The following is a 16,069-nucleotide window of genomic DNA, read 5'->3' on the forward strand; positions in this document are numbered from 1 at the left end:
AAATGAAAAATCAAATTACAATATAAATATAATGTTTTGTAGTTAATAAATTAGTAATGTTTATTGAAAAAAGTATATGCTATAAATATTCTAAATCATAGAAAATTGGTGATTATTTAATGAAAGTAAGAATTAAATGGAAAAAGGTATTTTTTTTATTAATAATTCTATATGTAGTATATATTTTTGCAAGTCAACAGATCACTATGTATAATATAAAAAAACAGATTACTGAGAGAAAAGCTGAAGAGAGCAGGATGAAGCAGAAAAATCAAAAATTACAGGATGAAGTTAAGATGTCTACATCTGATGCTTACATAGAAAAGTTAGCTAGAGAAAAATTAGGTCTTATTAATGAGGGTGAAACTCCTGTAATAGACAAGAAAAATTAATAATCAAATAAATAATAAAAGTAGGTTTTTAAGTGTCTACAGAAATTATGGAGGATAAATTGTTGTGGAATTAGAAAAAATTTCAGGAAAGGATCCAAGGAGTCCCACAATGAATGGGAAGAGAAGGATTATATTATATAGTATTATTTTTAAGGAGGAGTCTTTTTAATATGACCTTAAAAGCAGGAAGCATACTAGAAGGTACGGTGATTAACATTACCAGTTTTGGAGCATTTGTGGACGTTAATGGTAAGACAGGACTGGTGCACATATCTGAAGTGTCAGATACTTATGTTAAAAATATAAGAGATTATTTAAAGGAAAAGGATAAGATAAGAGTTAAAATAATTTCTATTGACGATAATGGCAAGATAAGTTTATCTATGAAACAAGCAGAAAAGGATAAGAAAAGTTTGAGACCTCAGGAAATAGACTGGCAAAAGGAAAAAACTAGAAATAACCAGGGCAGTTTTGAAGATAGGCTATCTAAGTTCTTAAAAGATAGTGAAGAGAGATTTCAAGATATTAAAAAACATCAGGATTCAAAAGGTAAGGGATATAAAAAATCATCTAATTATTAGTAAAGTAGGTTAAAGAGGCAAGGTGCCTCTTTATTGTTCTGTGAAATTAAAAAGTTTTCTAAAATAGTTGACAATAAAATATTTATCATATATAATAACTTATGTCGTCAAATTGAGACTTTGTTGCTGGAGTGGCGGAACAGGCAGACGCACAGGACTTAAAATCCTGCGGGCTTTAAAACCCGTACCGGTTCGATTCCGGTCTTCAGCACCAGAATAGCGCGGGGTGGAGCAGTTGGTAGCTCGTCGGGCTCATAACCCGAAGGTCGTAGGTTCAAGTCCTTCCCCCGCAACCATTGTATATAAGGCGGAATAGCTCAGTTGGCTAGAGCATTCGGTTCATACCCGAAGTGTCGTAGGTTCAATTCCTATTTCCGCTACCATTTTAAATTTGCTGGAGTGGCGGAACAGGCAGACGCACAGGACTTAAAATCCTGCGGGCTTTAAAACCCGTACCGGTTCGATTCCGGTCTTCAGCACCAGAATAGCGCGGGGTGGAGCAGTTGGTAGCTCGTCGGGCTCATAACCCGAAGGTCGTAGGTTCAAGTCCTTCCCCCGCAACCATTGTATATAAGGCGGAATAGCTCAGTTGGCTAGAGCATTCGGTTCATACCCGAAGTGTCGTAGGTTCGATTCCTATTTCCGCTACCAGTATAGCTTGCAATTTTTGCAAGCTTTTTTATAATTCTATATTATTTAAGATGCATGTTTAAAATATTTTGAATTTTATGGAGTATATAAGCAGATTTTGTATATATCTACCTTACAGTAAAAATTCATGAAAAACATGGATGTTATTGTCCTGAAAAAAATATACTATTATTTCATGTTATGACATTTATTTCCAATCATTACTGGTATAATTAGTAATAGTAATTTTATAAGGTGGGTGGTATAATAATGCAATATGGAGTAGAGGTTGTTACTTATCAAAGAACAGAAAAGTCAAAGGGTAAAGAAAAAAAGCGTAAATTTGAACAGTCAAGAAATACAGTAAAAATGATATTTTATTTTTTATGTGGGTTTTTAGTATCTAGAGTCATGATGGTAAATCTTATGGCTCCTTTTGGTATAGCTTTTTTTATATCTATGGCTTTATGTGAAAAAAGAAAACCTGCATTAATAACAGGCTTTGGTACATTACTTGGGTATATTTCAATATATGGAAATATAAAATATCTTCCCTCTTATTGTATAGTAACTGTTACATTAGTAACTTTAAATTATATACTAAAAAATAGCATTAAAATTAAAAAGTTGATTTTATTTTTTGCAGTTATCTTTTTAGAATTTTTTGCTTATAAATTTTTTGCAGTTAATCTCTCACCGGGAGTGGCTATTTTAAATTCTATGTTTGAAATTATGTGTATATTCCCATTATACTTTATTATTAATTATTCTATAATATGTTTTAATCAGCTAAAGACCAGACATCTCTACAGTAGTGAAGAAATAATTAGTATGTCTATAACTACCTCTTTAATTATAGCAGGTACCTGGGGAACGGCTATTCAAGGCATATCTGTAAGAAATGTGGTGGCATTGACTTTTATACTTATACTAGGCTATGTAAAAGGGAGTGCTTCAGGTGCTGCAGGTGGTGTAGCTATGGGTACAATAATAGGAGTTACATCAAATGATATGATAACCTATGTATCAGTTTTTGGACTATGTGGGCTTATATCAGGCTTATTTAGGGAAACAGGTAAATGGATGAGTGGTACAAGCTATATTATAGGGTTTGCTGTATTAAAGATGTATTCTAATATAGGTTCCCAATTTAAAATAATAGAAGTTATTATAAGTTGTATTATATATTTTGCAATACCTCAGAGTATATATAGAAAGATAGAGTTGGAATTAGATTGGCAAAAAAAACAGGAACATTTAAAGGAGAATTATGCAGATAAAATTAAATCTATTTTTATGCATAGACTTGATAGTTTTTCTCATGTGCTCAATGATATATCCTCTGTACTTTTAAGACTTGCCAGTAATAATAAGCTTACCATAAAAACCAAAAGTAGTGCCCTTATAGAGAATTTAGCAGATAGAGTTTGTTCTAATTGCGATATGAATAATATGTGCTGGAAAAGGGAGACTTTTTATACCTATAATGCATTTTTAGAGTTAATACAGAATTACCAGGAAAATAAAAAGTTTATTCCAGAAGAACTACAAAAAAAATGCACACGGAGAACTTTGCTTTTAAAAAATACTAAAGAAATTGTAAATAATTATATCGTAGATGAGATGTGGAAGAGCAGATTAAGTGAGTGCAGGGAGTTATTAGCATATCAGATAGGCAATATGGGAAAAACTGTAGGTGAGATAGTTCAGGATTTAAATTTGGATGTTAGGTTTAATTCATCGGTAGAAAATAATATACGGAGAATTTTAAATAAAAACAATATAAAATATAAGGATGTATTCTGTTTTAAGGATAAAAATGAACATTTAGTTATAAACTTATCTATGGAGGCTTGTGGAGGAAAACAAGATTGTATAAAGAAAATATTACCTCTAGTCAATAATGTTACTGGAAAGCTTATGGCACTTAGTAAGGACAGTTGTGATATAAATTTTTCATCTAACAGTTGTAATGTGACTTTTGAAGAAACTCCCAAATATCATATTGTGACCCATGTAATTAGTCAGTGTAAACATGGAGAAAAATATAATGGAGACAGCTATAGTTTTTGTAAATTACCAGATGGTACTTATATGACAATTATAAGTGATGGAATGGGTTCTGGGCCTGAAGCAGGAGAAGAGAGCAGTGCTGCTGTTGAGCTTATAGAAAAATTTGCAAAGGCGGGTTTTAATAAGATGACTGCTATTAATACAGTTAATTCTATTATGAGCATTAAATTTACTGAGGATGAGAAATTTTCCACACTAGATTTAAGCAGCATAAACCTGTACAAGGGAGAAATAGATTTTATGAAGGTTGGAGCTACAGCTAGCTTTATAAAGAGAGGAGAAGATATATTGGTAATAAAATCAAAAACACTTCCTATAGGTATATTGGATAAACCTGATATAGATATAATAAACAAACCTGTGATGAATGGGGATTTTATAATAATGGTCAGTGATGGTGTGATTGACTACAATAGTGAATCAGCAGGCAGTTTCATTTGGATGACAGAATTTTTGAGAAAGTTAGATTCCACTGAACCTAAAGATATGTGTGAGAAAATTATAGATAAATCTAAAGAGTTATCTGGAGGAAAGGTGAAAGATGATATGACAGTGATAGTTGAAAAAGTGTATACTCTTTATTAAGTATTTAATGAGTGTTTTAGAATATAGATTTATATTAATGCAGGTTTAAAAATACTATGTTTATGTTATAATTGGGTTGTTAAATATAACAATAAATTAGAATATAGTTTTTATAGTATATGCATTTGTACTGTAAAAATTAAATAGAATTTAGGAAGTGTGTTTTTTGATAGAGAATGTACTTAGTACTATAGAAGAAAATAAAATGTTTGATAGAGGCGATAAGGTAATAGTGGCTGTGTCAGGAGGACCTGATTCCATATGTTTATTACATATATTACATGTTCTAAAAAAGAGATTAGGGATAACTTTATATGCAGCCCATGTAAATCATTGTTTAAGAGGAGAAGAAGGAGATGAAGATGAAAAATATGTAAAAAAAATTTGCGAAAGTTTATCTATTGAAGTTAAAAGTTTAAAAATAAATGTAGATCTTATTGCAAAAGAAAAAAAAATATCCTGTGAAAGTGCAGGAAGAGAAGTAAGATATAATTTTTTTCAGCAATTAAAGGAAAATTTAAAAGCCCAAAAAATAGCTATAGCCCATAATGCAAATGATCAGGCAGAAACTGTTTTAATGAGAATTATGAGAGGAACAGGTTTACAAGGGTTAACTGGTATAAATCCTATAAGGGATAACATTTTTGTAAGACCTTTAATATGCACTACTAGAGATGAAATTGAAAAATATTGTGATAATAATAATCTTCAGCCCAGAATTGATAGGACTAATTTGGAAACCATATATTCAAGGAATAAAATAAGATTGGAGCTTATACCTTATATACAAGATAATTTTAATAGAGATATAATTACAGCGTTAAATAGGCTTTCTGATATAATAAAAATAGATAATGATTATTTAAATTATATTTCTCGGGAAAGATTTAAAAAATATTGTGAAATAAAGACACAAAAGGTTATAATATTTAAAGAGGCATTTATGGAGGATAAAGCTGTATTAGTTAGAATAATCAGGATGTCATTGGAAGCTGTGGAAGGAAATTTAAAAGATATTGAAAAAATTCATATATTGAGTATAATGGATGTTCAAAAATGTTCTACAGGTAAAAAGATAATGTTACCTCACAATTTGGTGGCATTAAATGATTATGGAAATATAGTAGTAAAAAAGTATATGGAAAAATCTGAAAAAAATTGTGAGGTACAGTATGAATTACAAATGGGATTTAATGATATTTCTGATATTAAATCTAAAATTTATATAAATTTAACTGAATTGAAAGATTATAAGTATCACAAAATAAGCAGATTTGTTCAACATTTTGATTATGATAAAATAAAGGGAAGAATTACATTAAGAAATAGAAGGAAGGGAGATAAGTTTATACCACTTGGAATGATTGGAAGTAAAAAATTAAAAAGTTTATTTATAGATTTAAAGATATCCAAGGACAAGAGAGATAAAATCCCTTTAATCTGTTTTGGAGATAACATAGCATGGATTGTTGGATATAGAATAAGTGAACTTTTTAAAGTAGATAAAAACACTAAAAATATTTTGGCTATAAAGTTTGAAAGTGAGGAACTATAACATTATGGGTAATATAGGTGACGACATTAAAGAGATATTAATTAACAAAAGCGCAATTAAGAAGAAGGTAAAGCAAATAGGAAAAAAAATAAGCAAAGACTATGAAGGGAAGGAGTTAATGCTTGTAGGTATATTAAAAGGCTCAGTTCCTTTTATGGCTGATTTGCTGAGAGAAATAACTATTCCATGCAGTATGGATTTTATGGCAGTTTCAAGTTATGGCAGTTCTACAAAGAGTTCAGGAGTTGTTAGGATATTAAAAGATCTAGATTTTGAAATAGAGGGGAAATATGTATTAATAGTAGAGGATATTATAGATTCAGGTATTACTTTGTCTTACCTAATTGAATATTTAAAAGGCAGGAAAGCCAAGAGTATAGAAATAGCATGCCTTTTAAATAAGCCTGAAAGAAGAAAGGTTAAAGTTAAAGCTAAGTACATAGGATTTGAAGTTCCAGATTATTTTTTAGTGGGATATGGATTGGATTATGCAGAAAAATACAGAAACTTCCCTTGTATTGGTATATTGAAAGAGGAAATTTACAAATAATTAGTATTAAAACTTGTTGTAAAGGAATTTTACTTATGATACAATTTTACAGTATAAAACTAGAAAGAGAGGGGGGCCTTTAATGAAAAAATTTTCAAGTGCAACGGCCTGGGTTATAGTTTTTATATTAGTGATTCTTTCAGCATTATGGCTGGTAAGAACCAACGAAAATTCAACAGCCATTAGTTTTAGTGATTTTCAAAAATATTGGTTAAGTAATGATATTAAAAATTTTCAACTTAGAGAAGATAAAATGACAGTTCAAGGTAGTTTGAAAAATGGAACATCATATGAAACAGTAGTTCCGTCTGAAAGATTATTTCAATTTATAGGTGAACACCCTAAAGAGGGAGAAGTTCAAGAAATATATCTTAAACCCGCTACAATACCTATGTGGGTACAGTATTTACCGACAATTCTTTTGATCCTCATGCTTGTGGCATTTTGGTTTATGTTTATGCAGCAGTCTCAGGGTGGTGGAGGAAATCGAAATGTTATGAATTTTGGTAAGAGTAGGGCTAAAATGGCCACACCAGATAAAAAGAAGGTAACTTTTGCGGATGTAGCTGGGGCAGATGAAGAAAAAGAAGAGTTAGCAGAAATAGTAGATTTTTTGAAGCAACCTAAAAAATATATAGAAATGGGAGCTAGGATTCCTAAAGGAGTTTTACTTGTGGGCCCTCCGGGAACAGGTAAGACACTTCTGGCTAAGGCTATATCTGGCGAAGCAGGGGTGCCATTTTTTAGTATATCAGGTTCGGATTTTGTTGAAATGTTTGTGGGTGTGGGAGCTTCAAGGGTAAGAGATTTGTTTGATCAGGCTAAAAAAAATTCTCCTTGTATAGTATTTATAGATGAAATAGATGCAGTTGGAAGGCAAAGAGGAGCAGGACTTGGTGGAGGGCATGATGAAAGGGAACAGACTTTGAATCAACTCTTAGTTGAAATGGATGGCTTTGGAGCTAATGAAGGAATAATTATGATAGCTGCAACAAATAGGCCTGATATATTAGACCCTGCACTTTTAAGACCAGGAAGATTTGATAGAAGAATACTTGTGGGAGCACCTGATATTAAAGGTAGGGAAGAAATTCTTAAAGTCCATTCCAGAAATAAACATCTATCAGATGAAGTAAAGCTAGATGTTCTGGCTAAGAGAACACCTGGTTTCACAGGTGCGGACTTAGAAAATCTTATGAATGAATCTGCGCTTTTGGCAGTTAGAAATAATAAAAATTTAATAGGAATGAATGAACTTGAGGAAGCAGTAACCAGAGTAATAGCAGGTCCTGAAAAAAGAAGTAGGGTAATTGATGAGGAAGACAGGAAGCTTACGGCTTACCATGAAGCAGGTCATGCAGTGGTAATGAAGCTTTTGCCTAATGCTGACCCTGTACATGAGATAAGTATAATACCAAGAGGAATGGCGGGTGGATATACTATGCACCTTCCAGAAAAGGATAGTTCCTACACATCAAGTGCTAAGCTTAAAGACGAGATTATCGGACTTCTTGGAGGCAGAGTAGCAGAAAAACTGGTTATAGGTGATATAAGTACAGGAGCTAAAAATGATATTGACAGAGCTACTACTATAGCTAAAAAGATGGTAATGGATTATGGGATGAGTGATTTAGGGCCTATTGCATTTGGCTCAGGTCATGATGAAGTGTTTTTAGGAAGAGATTTAGGAAAAGGAAGGAATTTTAGTGAAGAAGTAGCTTTTGAAATAGATAAAGAGATAAGAAAATTAATAGATGAAGGATATGATAAGGCTGAAAAACTTCTTTCAGAAAATATGCACAGACTTAAGGCTGTGGCAGAAAGACTTTTAGAAAAAGAAAAATTAGAAGCAAGTGAATTTGAGGAAATATTTGCTCAAGCTTAAGTTATCCAAAGTATACCACTGTTGATACAATTATCTTATTTAAAGTGGGTTGGATGAGTACTACTATGTGTCAGAATAAGTTCTCTTAGGATTCAGATGGAAAAAAGCATTTCTGGTAAGCAAACTCCACCTGAACCTCTGAATCACTTGATATTATATAAAAAACCCTGTGTATGTTTCACGGAGTTTTTTATTTTATGCCATCAGATATTCTACAATTAGCTGATTTTTTATAATTTTAAAATTGAAACAACAGTGATATAATAAATATGTGTATTTTATTATAAATCTAAATGAAATGAGATGATTATGATGGAATTTAATTTGAAAGAAGGCATTACCTCTACTATGGAAATGCATGTGACTGATAATAATACAGCAAAGAAATTAGGCTCAGGTAATTTGGATGTATTTGCCACACCAGCTATGATAGCTCTTATGGAAAACACATCTAAAAATAGTGTTGATCTTCATTTACCTACAGGATATACTACTGTTGGAATAGAAATAAATGTAAAACATATTAAGGCATCTTCTGTTGGAGATAGGATTAGATGTGAAGCTTCTCTCAGAGAAGTTAAAGGAAAAAAATTGGTTTTTTATGTTGAAGCTTGGGATGAAAAGGGAAAGATTGGAGAAGGAACACATACTAGATATATAGTGAATAGTGAGGATTTTATGAAAAAGATACAGTAAATTACAGCTTATTATTTAATCTTGACAAATAAGATTTTATTGATACAATTAAATTGTTAATTTGAGAGAAATTAAGGTTTTGGGGGCAGTGGAAAATCTGCTCTTTAATTATGTATATATTGATAACCAAATCATTGGAAAGGCAGTGTTATATTTAATGATTTTAGTTTTAGATGTTGGAAATACTAATATTGTTTTGGGAGTTTATGATGACAGAGAGCTTATATCAGTCTGGAGATTATCTACAGATTCCAAAAGAACAGCAGATGAATACGGAGTTCAGGTAATAGATTTATTTCTTCAAAGTAAGTTAAAACCGGAAGATATAACTGGTTCTATAATATCTTCAGTGGTTCCTACTATTATGTATTCATTGGAACATATGGTAATAAAATATTTTCAGGTCAGTCCTATTATAGTAGGGCCAGGAGTAAAAACGGGTATAAATGTAAAATATGATAATCCAAGAGAGGTGGGGGCCGACAGGATAGTAAATGCTGTAGCTGCCCATGAAATTTATAATAGATCTTTAATTATTATAGACTTTGGAACAGCTACTACATTTTGTGCGGTTACAGCTGCAGGTGATTATTTGGGAGGAGCTATATGTCCAGGCATAAAAATATCTTCTTCCGCTCTCTTTGAAATGGCAGCTAAGCTTCCAAGAGTGGAGATAATAAGACCACAAAATATTATAGGAAAGAATACAGTGTCTAGTATGCAAGCAGGTATAGTGTATGGATATATTGGTCAGGTGGATTATATAGTTAAGAAGATGAAGATGGAAATGATAGCTTTGGGAGAGGAAGAACCTATGGTAGTTGCAACAGGGGGTCTTGCTAAACTCATAAATGAAGGAACAAAATCCATAGATATAATTGATTCTGTGTTAACTTTAACTGGACTTAGATTAATCTATGAAAAGAATAAAGAGTAGGTACTTAAATGAGAATAGGGAAAATAGAATTTAAAAATAATGTATTTTTGGCTCCTATGGCGGGTATAACAGATAGGGCATTTAGAGAATTATGTATAGAATATAAATGTGGACTTGTTTATACTGAGATGATAAGTGCCAAGGCTTTATTTTATGGAAGTCAAGTTACAAAAGATATGTTAATAGCATCACCTGTAGAAGCACCTATAGCAGTTCAGATATTTGGCAGTGATCCTATTATAATGGCTAAAGCATGTGACTATTTTAATGAAAATAAAGATATTTGCATGGTTGATATAAACATGGGATGTCCAGCTCCTAAAATAGTAAAAAATGGAGAAGGCTCTGCACTTATGAAAAATCCAAAACTTGCCTCGGAAATAGTAAAAGAAGTGAAAAAAGCGTCTTTAAAGCCAGTAACTGTAAAAATGAGGATTGGTTTTGATTTTGAGAACATAAATGCTGTAGATTTTGCTAGAATTATGGAACAGTCAGGAGCAGATGCTGTAGCTGTTCATGGAAGAACTAGTGCTCAAATGTATAATGGCAGAGCAAATTGGGATATAATAAGTGAAGTAAAACAATCAGTGACAATTCCCGTAATTGGTAATGGAGATGTATTTACTACAGAAGATGCCAATAAGCTTTTTAAAGTTACTAAATGTGATGGCGTAATGATTGGAAGGGGAAGTTTGGGAAATCCATGGATATTTTCACAGATATATGATAATAAAAATTCCAGTTTAATCACTTACCCTACTCCACAAGAAAAGATAGATATTTGCATAAAACATTATAATAAAGCCATTTATTATAATGGGGAATATAAGGCTGTCAGAGAAATGAGAAAACAAATAGGGTGGTATGTAAAAGGTTTGAAAAATAATAAGGAGGTAAAAGAGAAAATTAATGGCGAGGAACGAAGTGAAGTTGTATTACAAATTTTAAATGAATACAAACTTATATTGTAATTTTTAATTTTGTTCAGGAATAATATAGTATTGTAAGTAATTTAAGGGGAATGTAAAATGTGAAGTCAATTATGTATACTTATTCCAATACGGATAAATTTTACGATGATGATAGTTTCTTGGGAAAGATAAAAGACAGATTTAAAATAAGAATAAGTGAAGAATTTTTTATAAAAGAATTAAAGTTAAAAATTAAAAGTGTAAAATTTCCTTCTAACATTAATATAAATTCATATAATATTAATATTTCAAGAGCTAAAAAAATATGTAAAATTAAAGATATAGAATTGGCACCTAAAGTATATAGATATTTAGATTATACTCTATATAATAAATTTCAAAAAAAATTAATGGCTTTTGGTATTGTGGAAAGTTCTAAAATTATACTCAGAAATAAAAAAAAGAGTATAAGATGTAGTTGTATTGCAGTTTATGATGCTGCAGATCCTATTTTATTTGATACTATATGTTATTTATCTGGGGAAGCTAAATATATAATACTTATATCTAAAAATATTGCAAAATTGAACAATATAAGAAAATATATTATATCAAATTATGGAGTTACACCTATAATTACTTCTGATATAAAATTTTCTTTTAAAAGTGCTGACTTTATAATAACATCCAGAAGAATAAATATAGGTAATAAAAAATATGTATGGTATATAGATAATAGTTATATACCACAGGACAGTTATAATGTAGTAAACGATATTAGCTATAAGATTCCTTGGGAATTTAAATATGGGGAAATATCATTTGAACTTTTAGGATCTATGCTTTCACAAATGGATGAGCAAGATGTAAAGAAATCTTTAAATTACAATGGTGTATTTTTGGATAAGATAAAATTTAATAAAAATGTATTAATATTATAGATATATTGAAATTTCTATGATGTTTTCATTAAATTTTGAAAATGTTGACATTGTAATATTGCTGTTTTATAATTACTTAAATGATAATTACCGTGAATAAGGCAAGATATATATTAAAGGTTTTAGAACATTAAAGATGTATAGGAGAATTTTTATAAATTATTAAAAGGGGAGAATAATATGAGCGGATTAAAAAAATATGTTATGACCTATGAAGGCATAAAAAAGCTGGAAGGTGAGTTGGAATATTTGAAGACAGTGAAAAGAAAAGAAATCACTGAAAAAATTAAAGTAGCTCTTTCCTTTGGAGATTTAAGTGAAAATTCAGAATATGATAGTGCTAAAAACGAACAAGCATTTGTAGAAGGAAGGATAGTGCAACTAGAAAATATGCTTAAGAATGCGAGTATAGTAGATGAAGATGAGGTTCCGCTGGATATAGTAGGTATAGGCTCAATTGTAAAGGTTAAAGATTATGATTTAGATGAAGAAGTGGAATACTTAATTGTAGGATCTGCAGAGGCTGACCCTATTAATAATAAAATATCAAATGAATCCCCTGTAGGAAAAGGACTTATGGGAAAAAAACCTGGGGATGTAATTGAGATACAAGTACCAGATGGAGTTAGTAAGTACAAGATACTTAATATAAGAAGATAATTTGGAGGGTAATATCAATGGCAAAAGAGGAAAAAAAGTTACATGTACTAGAAGAAAATTTCAATCAATTGATAAGGGAGAGAATACAAAAGTTTAAAAACCTACAAGAGCAAAACAAAGATCCCTTTGAGGTATATAAGGTTGAGAGAACACATACCTCAAAAGAAATAAAAGACAACTATGAGGATTTAGAGGACACAGATGTGACTGTGGCGGGAAGACTGATGTCTAAAAGAGTTCATGGAAAAGCTGGTTTTTCGGATTTATATGACAGATATGGAAAAATTCAATTGTACATAAAGATAAATGATGTAGGGGAAGAAAAGTTAAAAGAATATAAATCCTATGATATAGGAGACATTTTATCTATAAGTGGTAAAGTTTTTAAGACTAAAACAGGAGAGGTATCAATTCATATTACAGATTTTCAACTTATAGCCAAATCACTTAAACCCCTTCCAGAGAAATGGCATGGGCTTAAGGATCCAGACTTAAGATATAGACAAAGGTATGTAGATTTAATAATAAATCAGGATGTTAGGGATACTTTTTTAAAGAGAACTGCAGTAATAAGGTCTATAAGAGAATTTTTAGATAATAGAGATTACATAGAAGTAGAGACACCTATACTGTCATCAATAGCGGGGGGGGCAGCTGCTAAGCCGTTTATAACTCATCATAATACTTTAAATATAGATATGTATTTAAGAATAGCAACAGAGTTATATTTAAAAAGGTTAATAGTAGGTGGCTTTGAGAAGGTATATGAAATAGGTAAAAATTTTAGAAATGAAGGAATGGATGTAAGACATAACCCAGAATTTACAGTAATAGAATTATATGAAGCTTTTTCAGATTATAATGACATGATGGAATTGACTGAGAATATGCTGGCATATGTATGTGAAAATGTGCTTGGTACCACAAAAGTTACATATCAGGATACAGAAATAGATTTTAAGCCTCCCTGGAATAGAATTACCATGGTAGATGCAGTTAAACAATTTACACAAGTAGATTTTAATGAAATTGAAAGTGATGATGAAGCTAGAAAAATTGCTGTTGAAAAAGATATTGAACTTAAAAAGGAATTAAAGGATTGTACAAAAGGAGATATACTAGTAGGAATGTTTGAAGAATTTTGTGAACATAAATTTATTCAACCAACTTTCGTGATGGATTATCCTGTTGAAATATCACCTTTAACTAAAAAGAAAAGAGGAAATGATAAATATACTGAAAGGTTTGAAGGATTTATATTTGGTAGAGAGGTATGCAATGCATATTCAGAATTAAATGATCCTATAGTTCAAAAAGAAAGATTTATGCAGCAAATAAAAGAAAGAGAGTTAGGCGATGATGAAGCATATATGATGGATGAAGATTTTATAAATGCACTTGAAATAGGTATGCCTCCTACAGGAGGACTGGGCATAGGTCTTGACAGAATCATAATGTTCCTTACAAATTCTTATTCCATAAGAGATGTTATATTATTTCCTACTATGAAACCAAGCCAGCAGTAGAAAGTATTATTTGGCAAGTAAACTTATCTTAATTTAAGAATCACTTGGTGTTATAACATAAAGATTTAAAATCTATAAATTTTTAGATTTATTAGCAAAAAAATATTGCATTTTTTAAATTGCGTGATATAATAATACATGTGAGTTCTTCCGTGGTAGCTCAATGGTGGAGCATTCGGCTGTTAACCGAAGGGTTGGAGGTTCGAGTCCTCTCCACGGAGCCATTTTATTTTTTGTAATGGTTAAAAACTTGTTTGTGTACATATAATAATTAACAGATAGATAGTATAATTCAATAAATTGCTTTGATAAAGGATAGTAACAATTTAAATCTCTATATGAAAAGAGAAGTTGTGGCTGGTGTAAACAACTGAGATTTTGTTGTGAAGGAACTTTGGAGTTATATATTTAAAAGATGAGCTTGTGCTAAAAAGGGTGGAACCGCGGATAATAAAATTCGTCCCTTGAAGGCAGGCTTTTTTTATACTTAAAAATTTAAATATAATTTGATTATGGGAAGGAGAAATTACTTATGCCTTTTGAAAAAACTATGGATAAGATAGTAGCTTTAGCTAAGAATAGGGGATTTGTATATCCGGGATCGGATATATACGGAGGATTGGCTAATACGTGGGATTATGGTCCAATTGGAGTAGAATTAAAAAACAATGTAAAAAAAGCATGGTGGCAGAAGTTTGTGCATGAGAGCCAGTATAATGTGGGTATAGATTGTGCCATACTTATGAATAATGAAGTTTGGGTTGCTTCAGGTCATGTAGGAAATTTCTCAGATCCGCTTATGGATTGCAAGGAATGTAAATCAAGATTTAGAGCTGATAAGTTGGTGGAAGAACATATGACTTTAAAGGGTGTAGAAAAAGCTAGTGCAGATGGCTGGAGCAATGCAAAATTAAAAAAGTATATAGATGATAATAATATTATTTGTCCTGATTGTGGAAAAACCAATTTTACAGATATCAGACAATTTAATCTTATGTTCAAAACTTTTCAAGGAGTTACAGAGGATTCAAAATCAGAGATATATTTAAGACCGGAGACAGCACAGGGCATATTTGTAAATTTTAAAAATGTCCAAAGAACAAGCAGAAAAAAGATACCTTTTGGAATAGCTCAAATAGGAAAAGCTTTTAGAAATGAAATAACTCCAGGAAATTTTACTTTTAGAACTAGGGAATTTGAACAAATGGAACTGGAATTTTTTTGTGAACCTGGTACTGATTTGGAATGGCATAGCTACTGGAAAGAATACTGTTGGAAGTTCTTACTAAAGCTTGGTATAAAAGAAGAAAATATAAGATTCAGAGTTCATGAAAAAGAAGAACTTTCTCATTATAGTAATGCCACTTCAGATATTGAATATTTATTTCCTTTTGGCTGGGGAGAACTTTGGGGTATAGCAGATAGAACTGATTATGATTTAACTCAACATCAAAATCGTTCTGGAAAAGATATGACTTATTTAAATCCAGTTACTAATGAAAGGTATATACCTTATTGTATAGAACCCTCTGTAGGAGCTGATAGAGCAGTGCTTGCCTTTTTAGTTGATGCCTATGATGAAGAAGAACTGGAAGGAGGAGATGTAAGGACAGTAATGCATTTCCATCCTGCCGTAGCTCCTTTTAAGGTTGCTATTTTACCGTTAAGTAAAAAATTATCGGAGAAAGCTTTGGACGTTTATAATATGCTTAAAAAGGATTTTAATGTGGATTATGATGATGCAGGAAGTATAGGTAAAAGATATAGAAGAGAAGATGAAATTGGTACACCTTATTGTATAACTATAGATTTTGATACTATGGATAATGATACTGTTACAATAAGAGATAGGGACACTATGAAACAATTTAGAGTAAAAATAGATGAATTGAAGGATTTCATAAAGGGAAAAGTACAGTTTTAGTAAATGCAGGAAAAAGCATCTTGGTTTATATTACACAGACTAGGATGCCTTTCTTTTTTTATTGTAGTTATTAAGTTTTTTCACGCAGTAGAAAAAATTTATCCCATAGGCAAACTTAAGATTCACTTGATGATATTTTAATACGACAAAAAATTTACCGGACTTTCGTCCGGTAAATTAGGGTTTAATCATGGGGATATGTTATATGTTTAATTAAAACTTG

At 31.1% G+C, this 16,069-nt stretch carries 13 protein-coding genes and 7 tRNA genes; all 20 read left to right on the top strand.

Annotation, left to right across the window (positions count from 1 at the left end):
• Positions 1 to 119: 119 nt before the first annotated feature.
• The 20 genes from V7Q02_RS06560 (at position 120) to V7Q02_RS06655 (ending at position 15,846) form a co-directional block, all read left to right on the top strand.
• Positions 120 to 392 carry an FtsB family cell division protein gene (locus V7Q02_RS06560; RefSeq protein ID WP_333860204.1) on the top strand — a complete coding sequence of 91 codons (273 nt, stop codon included), beginning with the start codon at positions 120 to 122 and terminating at the stop codon, positions 390 to 392.
• Between the two features lie 170 nt (positions 393 to 562).
• Entirely contained in the window at positions 563 to 973 is a 411-nt protein-coding gene (locus V7Q02_RS06565; protein ID WP_333860205.1) for a S1 domain-containing RNA-binding protein, read from the top strand.
• 125 nt (positions 974 to 1,098) lie between these two features.
• Positions 1,099 to 1,187, top strand: a tRNA-Leu gene (locus V7Q02_RS06570).
• A gap of 6 nt (positions 1,188 to 1,193) precedes the next feature.
• A tRNA-Met gene (locus V7Q02_RS06575) sits at positions 1,194 to 1,269 on the top strand.
• Positions 1,270 to 1,279: 10 nt separating this feature from the next.
• Positions 1,280 to 1,356 (top strand) — tRNA-Met (locus tag V7Q02_RS06580).
• Positions 1,357 to 1,366: 10 nt separating this feature from the next.
• Positions 1,367 to 1,455, top strand: a tRNA-Leu gene (locus V7Q02_RS06585).
• A 6-nt stretch (positions 1,456 to 1,461) separates the two neighbouring features.
• A tRNA-Met gene (locus tag V7Q02_RS06590) sits at positions 1,462 to 1,537 on the top strand.
• A 10-nt stretch (positions 1,538 to 1,547) separates the two neighbouring features.
• Positions 1,548 to 1,624, top strand: a tRNA-Met gene (locus V7Q02_RS06595).
• Positions 1,625 to 1,873: 249 nt separating this feature from the next.
• The gene (gene spoIIE, locus V7Q02_RS06600) at positions 1,874 to 4,261 is read left to right on the top strand and encodes a stage II sporulation protein E (RefSeq protein ID WP_333860206.1); all 2,388 of its coding nucleotides are present in this window, start codon (positions 1,874 to 1,876) and stop codon (positions 4,259 to 4,261) included.
• A gap of 166 nt (positions 4,262 to 4,427) precedes the next feature.
• Positions 4,428 to 5,816 (top strand): tRNA lysidine(34) synthetase TilS, encoded by a 1,389-nt coding sequence (gene tilS / locus V7Q02_RS06605; protein WP_333860207.1) that lies wholly within the window; start codon positions 4,428 to 4,430, stop codon positions 5,814 to 5,816.
• A gap of 4 nt (positions 5,817 to 5,820) precedes the next feature.
• Positions 5,821 to 6,366: a hypoxanthine phosphoribosyltransferase gene (hpt, locus tag V7Q02_RS06610; protein ID WP_333860208.1), complete on the top strand. Its 546-nt coding sequence runs from the start codon at positions 5,821 to 5,823 to the stop codon at positions 6,364 to 6,366.
• 82 nt (positions 6,367 to 6,448) lie between these two features.
• The gene (gene ftsH / locus V7Q02_RS06615; RefSeq protein WP_333860209.1) at positions 6,449 to 8,251 is read left to right on the top strand and encodes an ATP-dependent zinc metalloprotease FtsH; all 1,803 of its coding nucleotides are present in this window, start codon (positions 6,449 to 6,451) and stop codon (positions 8,249 to 8,251) included.
• Positions 8,252 to 8,563: 312 nt separating this feature from the next.
• Positions 8,564 to 8,947 (top strand): thioesterase family protein, encoded by a 384-nt coding sequence (locus V7Q02_RS06620; protein WP_333860220.1) that lies wholly within the window; start codon positions 8,564 to 8,566, stop codon positions 8,945 to 8,947.
• 157 nt (positions 8,948 to 9,104) lie between these two features.
• The gene (locus V7Q02_RS06625) at positions 9,105 to 9,884 is read left to right on the top strand and encodes a type III pantothenate kinase (protein WP_333860210.1); all 780 of its coding nucleotides are present in this window, start codon (positions 9,105 to 9,107) and stop codon (positions 9,882 to 9,884) included.
• Positions 9,885 to 9,892: 8 nt separating this feature from the next.
• Positions 9,893 to 10,855, top strand: a complete 963-nt coding sequence (dusB, locus tag V7Q02_RS06630; protein WP_333860211.1) for a tRNA dihydrouridine synthase DusB — start codon at positions 9,893 to 9,895, stop codon at positions 10,853 to 10,855.
• Positions 10,856 to 10,914: 59 nt separating this feature from the next.
• Positions 10,915 to 11,736 (top strand): hypothetical protein, encoded by an 822-nt coding sequence (locus V7Q02_RS06635; RefSeq protein ID WP_333860212.1) that lies wholly within the window; start codon positions 10,915 to 10,917, stop codon positions 11,734 to 11,736.
• A gap of 180 nt (positions 11,737 to 11,916) precedes the next feature.
• On the top strand, positions 11,917 to 12,396 hold the full coding sequence (gene greA, locus V7Q02_RS06640) for a transcription elongation factor GreA (RefSeq protein ID WP_333860213.1): 480 nt from the start codon (positions 11,917 to 11,919) through the stop codon (positions 12,394 to 12,396).
• A gap of 17 nt (positions 12,397 to 12,413) precedes the next feature.
• A complete protein-coding gene (lysS, locus tag V7Q02_RS06645) occupies positions 12,414 to 13,922 on the top strand; it encodes a lysine--tRNA ligase (protein ID WP_333860214.1) in 1,509 nt (502 codons plus the stop codon).
• A 149-nt stretch (positions 13,923 to 14,071) separates the two neighbouring features.
• Positions 14,072 to 14,146: transfer RNA gene (locus V7Q02_RS06650), tRNA-Asn, on the top strand.
• A 308-nt stretch (positions 14,147 to 14,454) separates the two neighbouring features.
• A complete protein-coding gene (locus V7Q02_RS06655; RefSeq protein WP_333860215.1) occupies positions 14,455 to 15,846 on the top strand; it encodes a glycine--tRNA ligase in 1,392 nt (463 codons plus the stop codon).
• The last annotated feature ends 223 nt before the right edge of the window (positions 15,847 to 16,069 follow it).

The organism is Clostridium sp., from assembly GCF_036781005.1.
Taxonomy (GTDB): domain Bacteria; phylum Bacillota; class Clostridia; order Clostridiales; family Clostridiaceae; genus Clostridium_B.

What these genes read in the sequence shown, in the direction of transcription:
- ftsH (WP_333860209.1), top strand. Translation starts at nt 6,449, where the DNA reads ATGAAAAAATTTTCAAGTGCAACGGCCTGGGTTATAGTTTTTATATTA.
- spoIIE (WP_333860206.1), top strand. Translation starts at nt 1,874, where the DNA reads ATGCAATATGGAGTAGAGGTTGTTACTTATCAAAGAACAGAAAAGTCA.
- hpt (WP_333860208.1), top strand. Translation starts at nt 5,821, where the DNA reads ATGGGTAATATAGGTGACGACATTAAAGAGATATTAATTAACAAAAGC.
- V7Q02_RS06620 (WP_333860220.1), top strand. Translation starts at nt 8,564, where the DNA reads ATGGAATTTAATTTGAAAGAAGGCATTACCTCTACTATGGAAATGCAT.
- greA (WP_333860213.1), top strand. Translation starts at nt 11,917, where the DNA reads ATGAGCGGATTAAAAAAATATGTTATGACCTATGAAGGCATAAAAAAG.
- V7Q02_RS06565 (WP_333860205.1), top strand. Translation starts at nt 563, where the DNA reads ATGACCTTAAAAGCAGGAAGCATACTAGAAGGTACGGTGATTAACATT.
- lysS (WP_333860214.1), top strand. Translation starts at nt 12,414, where the DNA reads ATGGCAAAAGAGGAAAAAAAGTTACATGTACTAGAAGAAAATTTCAAT.
- V7Q02_RS06655 (WP_333860215.1), top strand. Translation starts at nt 14,455, where the DNA reads ATGCCTTTTGAAAAAACTATGGATAAGATAGTAGCTTTAGCTAAGAAT.
- V7Q02_RS06625 (WP_333860210.1), top strand. Translation starts at nt 9,105, where the DNA reads ATGATTTTAGTTTTAGATGTTGGAAATACTAATATTGTTTTGGGAGTT.
- V7Q02_RS06560 (WP_333860204.1), top strand. Translation starts at nt 120, where the DNA reads ATGAAAGTAAGAATTAAATGGAAAAAGGTATTTTTTTTATTAATAATT.
- dusB (WP_333860211.1), top strand. Translation starts at nt 9,893, where the DNA reads ATGAGAATAGGGAAAATAGAATTTAAAAATAATGTATTTTTGGCTCCT.